The organism is Shewanella sp. DC2-4, from assembly GCF_013248875.1.
GTDB classification, from domain to species: Bacteria; Pseudomonadota; Gammaproteobacteria; order Enterobacterales; family Shewanellaceae; genus Shewanella; species Shewanella oncorhynchi.
The window spans coordinates 4,764,414-4,779,959 of record NZ_JABRVR010000002.1; the positions used below are offsets into that span (position 1 = coordinate 4,764,414).

Consider the following 15,546-nt stretch of genomic DNA (forward strand, 5'->3'; position numbering starts at 1 on the left):
TCACTGGAGCGCTCTAAATAAAATAGTCCAACTATCAGAAAAATAAAATACTGCGAGTTTTACAGGTGTCGATATTACCGTCGGTGATAACATAGTCATACCTACACCACTGAGAATCACAGCAATTAAAAAATCAATACTCACAAATATCATGTATAGCTTTAGGCCAAACTCGAAACCTTGATACAAATCTAAAATCAGATTACCAAGAAAATATTTTAGCGTATCACTCCCTGAGTCAAAATTAAGCGGAATGTCAATAATTCCAGTTAGTTCATTAGTTTTACGCTGCGCCCTCGCCAACAGTTCAGGGAAAAACTCAAATACATTGCTGACCAGATAATACATAGTCACTTGTTCTGGCTTTTTATCCTCAAATAGGGAGGATGATTGCAAGACGTCAGGGTCTATTCCGCCATTAATCTGCTCAATAAAATATGGCTTAACCCTCTCTAATCCGGGTTTTATATCAGGCCAAATACTATTAAGCGCCATTAATGCCGCAAGTAAATTCACTACTATTGTAGGTGGAATTTGTTGTGTACCCACCGCATTTTTAATGATGTTAAGTACAATATTATATTTAACATATCCAGAGAAACAGATAAAGAATACGGTAGACAACAAGATCAGAGTCAGGAGCAAAATTAAATTTGCTCCTGAAAATGCATTATCTGGATTCAATAATTGCAACATCTATAGCACTCTCTATTGCCCATAATGCATTATAAAATTAAAGTTAAATATTTCTTGCCGCTGCAGAAATAGAGTCTTTAATTGATTTTAATGTAGTTGTTGAGGTTTGAGCGGTAATGCTTTGATCTGCCATTAACTGTTGTAGCGATAAAGAATCAGATGCACTCAAAATAAGCGTACCATCTTTATCTGGTGTAAATTTTCCATCTTTATCAACACTTCCAGTATGATCGGTAATGAATGTACTGACCTTATCGTCGGCATTATTAACTAAACCGCCAAAAACACCACTTATATACCCAGTTGATAATTGTTGAGCCATTTAATACATCCCTAGTTATTCATACGTTTATTTCTAATTCTTAACATGTCTACTAAACATGCCTACTTAATACACAAACCTCTAGATAGCTCTAGAATGCGCAAAATATAAGCCATCTGCACCAGACCAAGCCAGTGAAAACTTCTGATAAAACACGGAAAAAGCTCATTAAAAGCACAATCAGCTAATGTATTAATTTATCGTTAGCAGGTGAAAGTAAAAACCTAATTGATTGATTAAAATAGATTTATTAAAATACTACATATGTATATTAGTGAGTCAAAATGATTAGCATCTCAGATGCTTTGAGCATTGAATCACGCTGAGTCGTACTAAGACATGTAACTTGCTCTAACTTAATTATGGTCTACTCTAGGGTTAAATATTTCATCGAATGAACTACAGATCATTAAGAAATATTTAATATTTTTATATAGCTAAAATGGACCACCAATAGTGATCCATAATTAAATGAGTGTTACTGTTAAATGAAACTAGCGAACAAGTCCTAGATCTGTTAATTTCATTGCTATTGTGTCAGATGATTTTTTTCTACCTGAAGCTAAATCAATAAAAATGCCATTATTATGATCTAATTGCCGGACAACAAAAAACTTCATACTCCTTTCATACCCTTCCATTAACTTGACATTCCTAACATCTGAATGAATTATTTCAAACTTTGTACCTGATGGATATATAACTTCAGATTTATTTGTTAATACACCTGTATTGATAGGATTTCCTTCTAAAATAAATACAGCAGGATTCTCAACTGGATAGTTTGCCATTCTTGTCTTGAACCAACCTCTTACAAAATCTTGATTCTCTGAGGATGACATTGGAGCGAAATCAAAGAAACCCACTCCTTCGTTCAAAGCCTCAAAACCAGCCACCCCTTTTGCATCTATTGCTCTATAGCTAATAGTGTTACTTTCTCCAATTGGTAATTTCATTAATCCAGAGTACATATCAGTCGCAATAGAATTAACTCTTTCCCTCATATCTTCACTCACCTCATATCCCCTCAAGTATGAGTTTAAGTCACTAAAAAAAATCCCATTAAACCGTTCTGGATTTTGTAAGTTTTCGCCATTTCTATTCCCTATGTAGAAATTGATAGCATCTCTTTCATTACAAGGTAGAGCATTAAACATAGGTTTTACGTGTTTTTCAAACTTTACTTTATTCAATAAAGCATATATATCAGGCTTTGCTTTTTTTTGAGAAAAACCGAATATAAAGTCATCAATCATTTCCTTTGAACGGATATCAAACACATTATTAACTGGAGTATTTTCAGCGTTTTTCATCATGAAAACCTGATTATTATCAGTGGTTTTCCCATCTTGCATGTGTTGCTTGACATTGATAACTTCATCTTTGGAATACTTACTTAAAATATGAATTCCATCCTCATTAAACTGACCTGCCTTATTCAATATTTTAATTATAGTAGCTTGCTTAGCTTTACTCTGAGTTTTTGAAATTGTTTTTCCCAATCTGTTTATATCAATAGCCGATATTTTTTTTACATCTATTCTCTCCAACTTATTTAACTCACGAGATGATACATTTAAATTGAACAGGGCTCTATTAAAATCAAAACCGATAGACATTTATACTCCCAAATTATCTAGTTAAAAAATATTATCCTATCATCAGCATCTGGTTCACTTGATAACTTTTGAAATAATTTGTAAAAAAATTCTTGCAATTAAACTTGTTTATAGAATTTGTTACATTCGCAATTTTATGTAAAACACCAGGCCATGGATTGCACCTTATCAATATTCCAAATACTGAAAATTTATCATAAATTATCAATTACTTATTATAATCAACATAACGTTGACCATAATAATAAGGACCATGTTGTTGCTTAAACTCACGAACCTCCCTAGAGCGTTCGCTATTGCTCCTCGTTAATCCTATCTGTTTTGCATCAATAGGCAGATAGTCATATCTTCCATGTGAATTTTTGACTTTCATAAAATTATCAGGCTTTACATCAAAAGGTCTAAAACCTGCTTGTTCCATCATAACCAGCACTGAATATGGAATTTTTTCATGATTATCTAGATGCTTTGCACCTGGTATTTTTTGAAAAGTAAACACTCTTACTCGTGGAGAGCCACATACTCTATCATCCCTCATAGTAATAAGGTCATTGTTCGCAAAAATTGCATACTTACCATCATAGAAATTATGATTACAATATACATCATTTACTCTTAAGTCGGCATTAGTTAACGCTCCCCACGTACTATCTTGTTTAAAGATCTTGTACCCTCTCCCTGTTTTTTTATCGATAAATACTTCTCGATTTGTCCCCTCAAATTTTTCATATTTTCCCGCCTTAGCCTCCTCTTTTAATTGAGATATTGTTTCTGGATGACGGATGTTTATTGAGTCAACATGACTTGACAGTGCTAGATGCAATGGCAGAACTTCATGCTGCAGTTGTGGCTTCAACCTTGGTCTTGGTAGTAGTAGTTTTTGTGGTGTAGCTAGCTTAGCTAAAAATGTGGCTATTACTTCCCTTTTTTGTATATTCAGGCTCCTTATCAAAGTTTGCTTTAAGCGTAAAATATCCACATTACGAACACTTTTTACATCCAACGTTTTTAATTCACTCGATGATATATTTAACCCAAGCTTTTCTCGCAGGGAAGGAATTATGATAAATGACATATACACCTCTAAATTTGTTGATAAAAAGCACACCATCTTCCACGAAGAATACAATCAATGACATGCAACATATACATTAATATTATTCTCTTACTACAAATGGCTTTAGTTTATAAATATAAAAATATTAACCACATCTTAAATAACATCTGCAATAAAAAACCACTTTTAAAAGTGGTTTTTAATAACACTGAGACATTGTGATATCAATTAATGCCAGAGACTAACTCATTACCTACGATAAGTCGTTGCCATCAAGTCTGTGATTTTTTTATCTGCATCAGAAATGGCACTCTTTAAACTACTATACATTTCATCATGCTTCATAATTTTATCATTTTTATCCAATACACCTTTATTTATTAGCATATTGGCTATATATGCCCCCTGTATCACTTCAGGTAAACTATGATGCACAGGCTGCTTTACGCTATCACCAACTAAGTGGTCTAAGCATACATCAAGCACTTGTTCGAAATTAAATGTAGCATTAGTGGCACGACAGAGTTTAGCTGTCTGAATGGTATAATGCAGAGCATTTCCAGATACACCTGCAGTGAAACCCTCCATATCAGGACGGCTGAAATTATCCATATTGAGGTTTACAGCTAAATCAAGTATATCTTGGCCTAACGTATCGATATTATTTTGATACATTTTTTCGTTAGGCTTAAAATCAAAATGTAACCCACCAGAAGCTAAAATCCCCTCATTAAATAAGCCACTTTTACTTTTACTGGAATCGACAGGGTCCCGCATAATACCTTGCAAGGCACCACCAAAAAGCTGACCTAAAGTAACTGGCTCACCTTTTTCACTCATAAATGCGTTTAATGCATAGGTTTCATGGAGCTTAGCGCTTGGTCTATCTAAAAGGCTGCTAGGAAAGCCAAAATTCTCAACTAATATCTTATTATTTCTTGCTTCAGTTTCATTTTTAACAACCGCAGCATCACCAGGAAACTCTAACACTAAATTTTCTGGTTTCAAGAGTTTGTTTGTATAAAGGTTATTACCTTGAGTGTCCTTCAATGCATCTTTAGTTAATTTTTCAAATAAGTGTTTCTCTTCACTTTCATTCAATTTTTCATTTTTTGATAATTTGTCTCTGATTGTGTTCAAACGTTCAGATAAATCACTTTGGTTAGAATTCATAAACCCATCAAAACATACTGATAACCGTGAAAAGATCTCTGCTTTATGCACAAGTGTAAATTGATCAGATGTCACTTTGACAGGCTTACTTTGATCGCATTGAAGAAAGTTTTTCACATATACCTTCTTCCCACTTAGATCTACATCATCTGTTGCCGTATTAAGAATATTAGTTAAACTAGATGCCATTGCATCGAGAGCCCGTTCAGAAGCAGTACTTTTACCATTTATTAATTTATTTTTAATTAAAGAAGAAAAAATTTCACTGCCGCTTTTTAGTTCTACTTTTACTTTTTGGTAAGGTTTTGGACTCAACAATTTACTTAAAGAAACAATGGGATCTTTATTCTCAATGTGGGAAATTTTTTTGACATCTAAATCAATATTTTTTTTATCCATGATTTCAGATGTTTCAGTCTGTCCGCATGCAGCTAGTTTGTTTAATGAAAGCATAATATCTCCTAGAGGTTAAGCTTTAATTATCCATCATCCTGCACATCAATATCACCAGATTACTTATGAAAAAATCCGTAAAAAATAACTATCACCGAACGACATGTATAACAACCAACAGTCGCGCTTATACCAAGATGTAAAAGTGACTTTAAGGAGCAAAAAAAGCCTTATCCTTGGCTCAAATCTCTGTAGAGAAGCCCATAAATTATAGAATACTAGTAGAATATTTAAGACAATCTTGCGTATGATTTCATTTCGTTTCAAGGTTGAATTTGAACGTGAAAAATTACACTAAAAAATCTTTTAGATTGAATCAACTCTTATTTTAAAAATAAAAGTCAACCAATATTAATCTTGGCACGCATAAGTTTAAATTTACGTGAGATATAATTTTAAAAAAACTTATTGAAAACGACTATTGCTCCTACTGTTAACATGGATGCAAGAAGAGCAGAGAAAAAACATACCAATAAAAAATATATCTTTCTCATTGGTATGTCAGTACGAATTGATAAATTTCGTTCGATTGAATATGGAGAAAAATTGATATTACTTAAGGATTCTTTACGACTCTGCTTAATATTCTTTATCTCAAAAATCGGATATTCCTCTTCAATTAAAACGCCTGAAACACTTTCATCCAGAATCAGTATATAACCTTCTTTAGAAATGGTTTTTATTTCGCACGCTAAGTTATCAAATTGCGCAAGAGATTTTCTTAAATTGGAAATGGCTTTGGTCAATGATGTTTCACTCACGAAAACCTTACCCCAAACTTTTTCTTGTATATACTCCTTACCTACAACTTCATTTACATGATCACATAGTAGTTTTAATATTACAGCCTCACGTCCACCTATGCTAACTACATTATCCTCAGTGCTAACCTGTCTTTTAAGCACATCAAAAACCATCTGATTTCCTAACGCATAGTTTCTTGCCATTGCTATTCCTCCTAAGAATTACTCGTTCATCACAAAATTAACTCAGAGTTACATTGTGGTCTTTTTTTCAGAATAAAGTAATAAAAAATCGCCAAAAAAAGATGAATTAACCAGAAAAAAATCGAAAAAAACACACTCAAAAAACAAGGTGCGGGCCTTTTGCAGCTTTGAATACAATGGAAAAACAAACGAAACTAAATGTATCAAGCTGCCGAATGTAAATACTAATTATTAAGATTACAGTGCATTGCGCTGATATGCTTAGAAGGTGATAAGGAACTACGGGAACCACAGAGAATATAACTAACAAAAACCTAAATATTCATACTTTAAAATATGACACTCTTTATTATACTCACCTTAATTATTTTAAATTGAAAATTTACCTTTAGGAAAGTTTAGTGTTGAAACTTAATTTATTAATGTGTACACATATGTTTATGTTTACAAATCTATATACATTAAGTCATAAGCCAGGTCTAAAATATCTACTTAGACCCGACTTACTATGTTTAGCTTAACTGTTAGAATCACCCAGTTTTAATTGTAATGCTTTTATTAACTCACTCTGTTCTTTCACCAAAGCCTCCTGTCCTAAAAATGTAAAGTCTTCAAATCCAGTTTTCATATGAGTCGATAGGAATCTTGATATATCTGCTTTAAGACTGTCGGCTCCATGGATGTTTGCCATAAATTGCTTTTCCAACTTTGCCTGCGCATCTTTACCATTCTTAGTAGCGAATCCTTCCATAAAAGGCATTTCTGTAAGAACTTTGAGTGCTGACTGACGGTAATTGCTACCCAGTAAATTCAACTTTTCTTCATTTGTCGTCAGCTGATTGGCTGTGCGACGAGCCCCATCTAAAATAGCTTCCCCTTTTTTCATCTCAATGGCGCCACGGCTACTATCCGAACGGAAAAGCCGAGTTTTTCCTGAATCGAGGCGACTCATCGCCTCAGTGGCAACACCTTTACGCTGCGTCTGGAAAGGCTGATCAGACACAACATCGGCTCGCTTCCATAGATCAGGAAAACGTTTCACTTCGGCCCAATAACTTGAAATCGATTTAGACTGCCCGTTCATTGCCGCCTCTAACGCATCAATATCCGCATACTGCCCATATTGATCGAGTAAAATGCCTTCCCAATTAACCTCCATAGCATTGACAACATAATCACTAATTTGTTGGCAGAGCAACTCTCTATTAGCTTGATTCATATTGGACGCTGTTTTAAGTAATTCATCAGAGTAGAGTTCATCCATGGGCTCATTTTTTGTTACAGGTGCCTGAAAATCGTCATTTTTGATTCCAGTAACTGCTTTTTTAAGGTTGTTTTTATTGAAACCTGTAATTGCATTTAGCAAAGCGTCCTTTCCTCCACCTGACGGCGAAACCACGTCACTTGCCATCGCACCTACTGGCAGGATCGGAGCCGGTGGCGGTGGCGGTGGCGGTGGCGGTGGCGGTGGCAATGTACCACTTACCATAGTTAATGCGACAGAAGGCTGAATATCTCCTTGCACTGTGGATGGTGCAGTACTTTGGCTGGATAAAACCATCCGAGCGTCTTGCATTTTTTTCAATACTTCTTGTAAAAATGAAGTATCGGCATTGGGCGTCACAGGTGGTACTTCCTGATCTGCCGTTACTGGTCTCAACTTAACGCCATCACGAATCGCTGGCATTAATGGCTGTCTAGAATCCGCATTTTGCTTCGGTACTGTAACTGCCATTTTGGCAACTTGGGCTGGTTTAGCTAACTGAAACGGTTTATTCGCAACTGGCTTTTCTTTGATACTCGGTCTATTACTCACCTGCTTAATCTCGAGTTTATCAGTTGCGGCGATACTGGCTTCTTTATTCTTGATATCGAATGAAGGTGGATTGATGATGTGATTGGAAATTGGCATCCGGTACTCCTCTGATCATAGGCTCACTAATGTTATAAATGTGTGAGCAATTAACTATCTACTCCATCACTATATAAATAAGTAGAAGAGGGACACACAGACTTTGTCTGAAATATTCTGAGTAAAAGTGGAATGACTTAATCACTCTGTTTATTTAGACAAGTAAAAGTAATCACTAGTTAGTTAAAAATTAGGATTGTGCAAGTAAATTAATCATTTTTTATTCATCATTTGCCATTAACCATTAATAAAATTTTCATTTATTTTAGTATTAATATTCCATTCAGAGATTTGATAATGCCGATTCATACAAGCAATTATTCTAATTTTTCCAGCTATAAAAGCTACAATCAATTCGCAGCTATACCTAACACGCTCAATATCGTAAAACTTTCCCAACGTAGAGCTGATACGCTAAAGCCTGTGAAAACGATAAGTTCATTCGCAGAGATCAACAATGTCAAAAAATCTCTCCATCGAGTGAAAATCGAAGCGGCTCAGCTAATACAAAAAAGTTATCGCTCTTATCAACAAAAAAAAGCTGAAAAAGAGCTCAATACAGTAGGTATTAAATCACTCACAAATGCTAAGGCAGGACGTAGCTACTTCTATAATGCACAAGCAGAATTAGTCGCAAAAACACCGACTAAGTTTCAACCTGCTGGGAAAGGAACCTACAAACAGTTAGTACGCCAAGATAGTCAATTTGTGCAATTACATATTCATAATGACACGTTTGATATAGATAAAAATAAATACAACCAATTAGCAATGAATCAACTTAGATCTCATCCTTCAATTTGTCCTTCTATTTATGTAAACGATTCGACCATGATTGCCCATAATGGTGGCATTGAAGTAGCGCAATTAATTGAACAAGGGGACAAGATTCCCTTAATTCACTTTAAATCACTCTTAGAAGATTTATGTTCCTTACATAGCGAGGAGATATTCCTGCACGATATTAAACCTGAAAATCTAACCTATAAAGGCAGCCATGTGCATCATATTGATGTGGAAAATCTGGTCGCGGCGGATTATAACGATGGCGAGAATGGTATTGTCTGCACGCCAGAGTACACCACAGCGCATTTAACAAATGCGATTTTAAACGGGGATCCACTCGCAGACCAAAACCACGATAACTACGCCATTTTATTGAGCATGATTGAAGCCACTAGCGGTGACTTCTTCCCAAATGCCCCAGTTGTAAACCCACAACGTATTTTCGGGCTCATGGGTAAGGATCTAATAAGAGCTCAAGGCTGGATACAAGAGCACATCAAGCCTGAGTACCAAGCGACAGCAGGAGCATTACTTAAGTGTCCAGGAACCAATAGCGATTCAACGCCCTTAATCGATATGATTAATTGGAAATAAACTGTCTCAAACCGCTTGTAACAATAAGCGATTGGAGCTCTATTTCCATAGATGGCTCCATAACCACTTTTTATGGTTATGGAGCTGACAACGGTTCTTAAGTCAGTGATGGTTTTAAGAGCTGAACATGCAAATAGTACATTCATCAAAGTATGTGTACTATTTTTACCCACTAAATCATCTCTGTGCATAATGGCTTTTAAATCACCTCTTTTACTGATGCCAATTTAGTTACAATTTCAGCTATAGCGTGAATAAACGCGAGTATTCCCATGCAATTTCATTTGCTTAGTATTAACATTGGGCAATCAATGTCAGCATTTATCGCATTCAAGTTACTAAGGTGAGCTAGTCGCCTTGGTTGAATGCGGCTATATTAGGCAGATTCGTTTTCAATTTCAGCCAGTTGGTTAATCTTAACTGTTTCTCGTCAGTAGAATAAGCACCAATCTGAGCAATTAAAGGACATCCCATGGGACAAGAAACCTCGAAAATCCTCGTCGTCGATGATGATATGCGCCTGCGAGCGTTACTCGAGCGTTACCTGATGGAGCAAGGTTATCAGGTGCGCAGCGCGGCCAATGCCGAGCAGATGGACCGCCTATTAGAACGCGAAAACTTCCATTTACTCGTGCTCGACTTGATGTTGCCCGGTGAAGATGGCCTGTCTATCTGTCGCAGGCTGCGCCAGCAAGGTAACCCTATTCCTATCGTGATGCTGACGGCCAAGGGCGATGAAGTCGACCGCATTATTGGTTTAGAGTTGGGCGCTGACGATTATCTACCAAAACCTTTCAATCCACGGGAATTACTTGCGCGGATCAAAGCCGTGATGCGTCGCCAAACCCAAGATGTGCCCGGTGCGCCCGCTCAGCAGGAAGCACAGATTAGCTTCGGTGAGTTCTCGCTGGATTTAGCGACCCGTGAGATGTACCACGGCGACGAATCCATCGCACTCACTAGCGGTGAGTTTGCCGTACTTAAAGTGCTCGTCACCCATCCACGCGAACCCTTGTCTCGGGATAAGTTGATGAACCTCGCCCGTGGCCGCGATTATTCAGCGCTAGAACGCTCCATCGACGTGCAAGTGTCACGTCTGCGCCGCTTAATCGAAAAAGATCCCGCGAATCCTCGCTACATTCAAACGGTTTGGGGTTTAGGTTATGTGTTTGTACCCGATGGTGCCGCGCGTCGATGAGCCGCGCTGCCATCTTAATCTCCTGCGGTTATTGAGCCCACGATGAAACCTAAGTTTTGGTGGCGGTTTGTTCCTCGCAGCGCATTTAGTCAAACCGTGATGCTGATTGGTTGCCTATTACTGATCAATCAGCTGGTGTCTTACGTCACGGTCGCCGTCTATGTACTTAAGCCAAGTTACCAACAAATCAATCAGTTAATCGCTCGCCAAGTCAAATTACTGTTTGTCGACGGTATAGATATTGGCCGCGAACACTTAACCATAGTCGATGCCCTTAATGCCAAAGTCCACGACGATGGCATGAAAATCTACAATCAACAGCAAGCGCATGAAGCGGGTATTGAGCAAGCCACTTACTATGGTTTCTGGTCATCGCAGATGTCGGAATATCTTGGCGGCGATGCTGAAGTCCGCGTCACCCATGGCAGCGTATTACAGATTTGGATCCGTCCACCACAGGCGCCCTCGATTTGGATAAAAGTGCCACTTATCGGCCAAAATGTTTCAGATCTTTCGCCACTCACTCTTTATTTAATGGTGATTGGCGCACTCAGTGTCGCTGGGGGATGGTGGTTTGCTCGCCAGCAAAACCGCCCACTTAGGCGATTACAAAAAGCCGCGATTTCAGTCTCCCGCGGTGAATTTCCCGATCCCTTGCCGCTAAAAGGTTCGAGTGAAATTGTCGAAGTTACCAATGCTTTCAACCAGATGGCGCACAGCATGAAGCAACTGGAGCAAGACAGAGCGCTATTGATGGCGGGGATCTCCCACGACTTGCGCACACCGCTCACCCGTATTCGCCTCGCCTCTGAGATGATGGTTGAGGAAGATCAATATCTTAAAGATGGCATAGTCAATGATATCGAAGATATGGACGCCATCATCAGCCAGTTTATTGCGTATATTCGCCAAGATCAGGAAACCAGCCGTGAGCTAGGCCAAATCAATAAACTTATTCAAGATGTCGCTCAAGCAGAGGCCAATCGCTCCGGCGAAATTGAAGTGGTGTTAACTGACTGCCCAGAAGCACAATTTCAAGCGATTGCCATTAAACGGGTACTGAGTAATTTAGTCGAAAATGCCTTTCGCTATGGTTCTGGCTGGATCCGCATTAGCTCGCAGTTCGATGGCAAGCGTATCGGTTTTAGTGTTGAAGATAATGGACCAGGGATCGATGAGTCGCAAATTACCAAACTATTTCAACCTTTTACCCAAGGTGATATCGCCCGTGGTAGTGTTGGTTCGGGCCTAGGCCTCGCCATTATCAAACGGATTATCGACAGACACCAAGGGCAAATTACCCTCTCCAACCGCGCCGAAGGCGGTTTAAAAGCCCAAGTGTGGCTGCCGCTGGAATAACGCGAGATCACATATTTGCAAATCAAATGACAACGCTGACATCCAAGTGAGCACTTGTCATATTAATGTCACCTTAAATTCATAAACTCAGCACAGTTACTGGCTCTGACCATTATGAAGATTGCAAAATGAAAATTTCAACGCTGTCGCTTTCTGCTTCTGCCCTGTTGTTATTGCTCGCGGGATTGCTAGCAGCCGTAGTGCTGTGGAGCAGTGATCAGCGGCAACAAATTGAGCAGCAAACACTTACATTACAAGCTATTCAGCAGGATTTTCTCGTCGGTGTACGCCGCGATCTCGATGGCTATTTAGCCAGTGGCAACGCTAGCCAACTTGAACAAGCGAAAACCAAACTCAGCGCCATTAAAAACCAGCTCACGCAGCTTAACCTCGCAGCCATGGGCGCTACCGACAATGACTTGCAAGCCAGCCTAAGCAACTTCATTCAAGATTTAGATACCAAGTACCGCGCCGCGGGTAAACTCGCTGGCAATCCTAGGCAACTGCTCGCCCACGCGGAATCTGAAATGCTCGACTACAACCGTCGTCTGGGCAGCTATGCCGATAAAGGCTTAGCCACAAATGCGGCGGTCGCCGAACAATATCTGCAATTGAGCCGCAATTTACCTTCTATCGTCTACCAACTTTCCCAACTGACCGATGGTTATCTGATCGGTAAAAATCAGCAGCTCAAGGGCATTTTAGACAGCACCAGCAAAGAGCTAAATACGTGGCACGACACCCTCAGCGCTCTGCCGTTAATCGGTGTATATGAGCAGCAAGAAGCCGATGAATTTGCACTCGGCGCAAGCGAACCGGAACAAATTGAAATCGGCGAGAGTGACCGCAGTGAACTGCTCAGTCTCGCCAATCGATACAACAAAGAAGTCGCCAATACCCACCAATTACTGCAAACCAACCAAGAGATGCAAGATCAACTCATTCAAGCGATTAGCAATGTGGAACAACAGCTTATTGGTTTAGGTGAGGCTCAGGCTGCAAAGAACCAGCAGCTGAAATATGAGTTACAGCTAATCCTCTACACTATGGTTTCCATCATGGCCTTGTTTGCGATTGGTTATTTAATCCTGCAGCAAAATCGTGTCGTCAAACCGCTAAAACGTCTCAACCAAGCTTTTATGAAATTAAGCGAATCGAACAGCCGCGAGCGTTTAGACATTAATCGTCGCTGCGAAACTGGCCAAATAGCTGGCCATTTCAACCAATTGCTACAAAGGTTTGAACAGGAAGACGAGGCACAGCGCCAGCAAATCACTAAGGTTTCTCAATCATTAAGCCAACTGGTGGCGCGCATTACTCAGCTATCACAACACACAGAGCACACCCAAACGATTGTGGCCGATACGCAAACACAGACCGAACATATCCGCAGCCTCGCCAATGAGGTGAGCCACACTTCAGCACTCGTGGAAGACAGCGCAGCCGAAACCATGCGCCAAATGCAGTCGAGTCAAGCACAAGCCGAGGCGGTATTGAGCGCAACCGAGCAAACACAAACCGCGGTCGGTCTGTGCCATTCGTCCCTTGAAAGCCTAAATAACTCAGTGACGGATGTATCGAAAATCATTGATGTGATTGGCAATATTGCCGAGCAAACTAACTTACTCGCCCTTAATGCTGCCATCGAAGCTGCGCGGGCTGGCGAGCAAGGTCGCGGCTTTGCCGTGGTGGCCGATGAAGTGCGTAATTTAAGCCAACGCACCCAAGTGTCTTTGAATGAGATCGTGAAAATTCTGCAACAACTTACCCAATCAAATCATGCTCTCAGTGAGAGTGTCGATGGCATAGCACAGGCCACCAGCAGCCAGAAACTGCGTGCTCAAAGCCTGTGGCAAGTGGCGCAAACAGTGCAAAACCAAGCAAGTGAAATGGCTAATACCGCCAAACAAGGCTCGCTAAATGCCAAAAAGCAAGTCGATTATCTCGATGAATTTGTTCGCACTATGGATAGTTTAAAAGAACAAGCGCAAACCAGTTCACAGCAGAGTGAGGTCATCGCCCAAGAAGTACAGCAGAGTGTAGAAGATATTGAAACCAGCTTGGGGATTGGGCAAAGCCAAATAAACCGTGCGGCCTAAAACCGCACGTTTATTCACTTAATTTCTCTATTTGTGTTTAATCGTCGATTCGACAATTGTGGATATTAGAGCCATCGAACTGACATTCGACATCAACCCATTTGCCTTCAAATGGCGTTAATGAAGCATCAGTCGCTTGATAGCCCCACAAGGTCTTTTGCATCACTAAACCCGACAAATCAAGCTCATTGCTTCGCACTTCAAGATCAACTTCTTTCACTAACCACTGGTTGTCTGCGAGTTCAACACCTTCTATTTGAATCCATTTTTGGTCAAGTGTCGCTAAGGTTAAACCGTCATCGAATTGAGTTCTGGCATCAATATCAAATGTAAATCCATTAATTTGTAGCTGATTATTGGTAGTCAGTGTCGCCAGACCTTCTAGCTCGAACTTTTTACCTAAGGCTGGAGGTATTCCGCCATTATCATGTGATGTTTCAAATTCAACTTCTCTGGCCCATAAACCCTGCGGCATAGATTGAATATCTACATCGACTAACTTGCCTTCAACCAAGTTAGCTTGCTTGCCATCTTCAAATTGAGTATTTGTAGTGACATAGAGTCGAGTACGGGCATTAAGCTCAAACTGCGTTTTATCTTGGTTGACCCAAGTAATAGTCCCTTCTAGCTCCATATCGTTAAAAGACGCCGTATCTTCCACCTCGACTTCAGAGGCCAAAAATGAAGCACCACTTTGCTGGCCTTCCACTTCGACCCATGAGCCTTCCTGTAAGCTGCCTTCTAAACGTGCGTTGGCATAATTAATCACTGCCGAACCGATATTGAATTGTTGCGCAGTCTTATTTAATCCAGAGACACGTCCCTCGATTTCAGCAAACGCAAAATTGGGAATAAGGTTTATAGAATTAACCTGCCATTCTCCCACAACCGTTGGATAACCATTTACCGCCACCCAATCGCCTACTTTATACTGAGTCGCGTCCGCTGGTTTAACGACTAAATTAATCCCATTAACGGCAATAGTATTTTGATTAACGAAACTGATTTCACCCACAAGGCTTGGATCTAATATGACATTTTTAGCCTGTTGGCCTTCATTATCAATTTTGACCCTCATCCCCATTTGAATGGCATTAACCTCTAACGGCTGTTGACCATAGTGAATCTTAGCATTAGCGATATTGACGTTATATCCATTGACCGTAATCGAATTATTGTCAGAAGCAATATTTGTTACTGTACCGTTAATTTTTGCGGGTAACGTAGGTTGTGGAACGATAGGATCGGGTTTAGAGGTATCTGTTGATGAATCATTACCACCGCAACCTGCCAGCAAAATGGCCGTAATACAGACTAAGAGTTTATTCATT

At 39.5% G+C, this 15,546-nt stretch carries 12 protein-coding genes; 4 read left to right on the forward strand and 8 right to left on the reverse strand.

Annotated features, from left to right (window positions below; genetic code table 11):
* From HQQ92_RS21605 to HQQ92_RS21635, 7 genes are all read right to left on the reverse strand, one after another.
* The gene (locus HQQ92_RS21605) at positions 1–696 is read right to left on the reverse strand and encodes an EscR/YscR/HrcR family type III secretion system export apparatus protein (protein WP_168826332.1); all 696 of its coding nucleotides are present in this window, start codon (positions 694–696) and stop codon (positions 1–3) included.
* Between the two features lie 43 nt (positions 697–739).
* Positions 740–1,018, reverse strand: a complete 279-nt coding sequence (locus HQQ92_RS21610) for a hypothetical protein (protein ID WP_014620520.1) — start codon at positions 1,016–1,018, stop codon at positions 740–742.
* Between the two features lie 494 nt (positions 1,019–1,512).
* A complete protein-coding gene (locus HQQ92_RS21615; protein ID WP_173248296.1) occupies positions 1,513–2,637 on the reverse strand; it encodes a hypothetical protein in 1,125 nt (374 codons plus the stop codon).
* A 208-nt stretch (positions 2,638–2,845) separates the two neighbouring features.
* Entirely contained in the window at positions 2,846–3,712 is an 867-nt protein-coding gene (locus HQQ92_RS21620; RefSeq protein ID WP_173248299.1) for a hypothetical protein, read from the reverse strand.
* A 231-nt stretch (positions 3,713–3,943) separates the two neighbouring features.
* Positions 3,944–5,320: a hypothetical protein gene (locus HQQ92_RS21625; RefSeq protein ID WP_173248301.1), complete on the reverse strand. Its 1,377-nt coding sequence runs from the start codon at positions 5,318–5,320 to the stop codon at positions 3,944–3,946.
* A 395-nt stretch (positions 5,321–5,715) separates the two neighbouring features.
* Positions 5,716–6,267 (reverse strand): winged helix-turn-helix domain-containing protein, encoded by a 552-nt coding sequence (locus HQQ92_RS21630; RefSeq protein WP_173248303.1) that lies wholly within the window; start codon positions 6,265–6,267, stop codon positions 5,716–5,718.
* A gap of 517 nt (positions 6,268–6,784) precedes the next feature.
* The gene (locus HQQ92_RS21635) at positions 6,785–8,179 is read right to left on the reverse strand and encodes a WH2 domain-containing protein (RefSeq protein ID WP_173248305.1); all 1,395 of its coding nucleotides are present in this window, start codon (positions 8,177–8,179) and stop codon (positions 6,785–6,787) included.
* A gap of 297 nt (positions 8,180–8,476) precedes the next feature.
* Between HQQ92_RS21635 and HQQ92_RS21640 the strand changes: the two genes are divergently transcribed.
* The 4 genes from HQQ92_RS21640 to HQQ92_RS21655 all read left to right on the forward strand — a co-directional run bounded on the left by HQQ92_RS21640 (position 8,477) and on the right by HQQ92_RS21655 (position 14,215).
* Entirely contained in the window at positions 8,477–9,559 is a 1,083-nt protein-coding gene (locus tag HQQ92_RS21640) for a hypothetical protein (RefSeq protein ID WP_173248307.1), read from the forward strand.
* 472 nt (positions 9,560–10,031) lie between these two features.
* Positions 10,032–10,757, forward strand: coding sequence for a two-component system response regulator OmpR (gene ompR, locus HQQ92_RS21645; RefSeq protein WP_006079507.1), 726 nt, complete (start codon positions 10,032–10,034; stop codon positions 10,755–10,757).
* 42 nt (positions 10,758–10,799) lie between these two features.
* Positions 10,800–12,116 carry a two-component system sensor histidine kinase EnvZ gene (envZ, locus tag HQQ92_RS21650; RefSeq protein ID WP_113940234.1) on the forward strand — a complete coding sequence of 439 codons (1,317 nt, stop codon included), beginning with the start codon at positions 10,800–10,802 and terminating at the stop codon, positions 12,114–12,116.
* Positions 12,117–12,244: 128 nt separating this feature from the next.
* Positions 12,245–14,215 (forward strand): methyl-accepting chemotaxis protein, encoded by a 1,971-nt coding sequence (locus tag HQQ92_RS21655; RefSeq protein WP_173248309.1) that lies wholly within the window; start codon positions 12,245–12,247, stop codon positions 14,213–14,215.
* Between the two features lie 37 nt (positions 14,216–14,252).
* Here HQQ92_RS21655 and HQQ92_RS21660 read toward each other — a convergent pair whose 3' ends face one another.
* Positions 14,253–15,545 carry a DUF5666 domain-containing protein gene (locus HQQ92_RS21660; protein ID WP_173248311.1) on the reverse strand — a complete coding sequence of 431 codons (1,293 nt, stop codon included), beginning with the start codon at positions 15,543–15,545 and terminating at the stop codon, positions 14,253–14,255.
* Position 15,546: the final 1 nt, after the last annotated feature.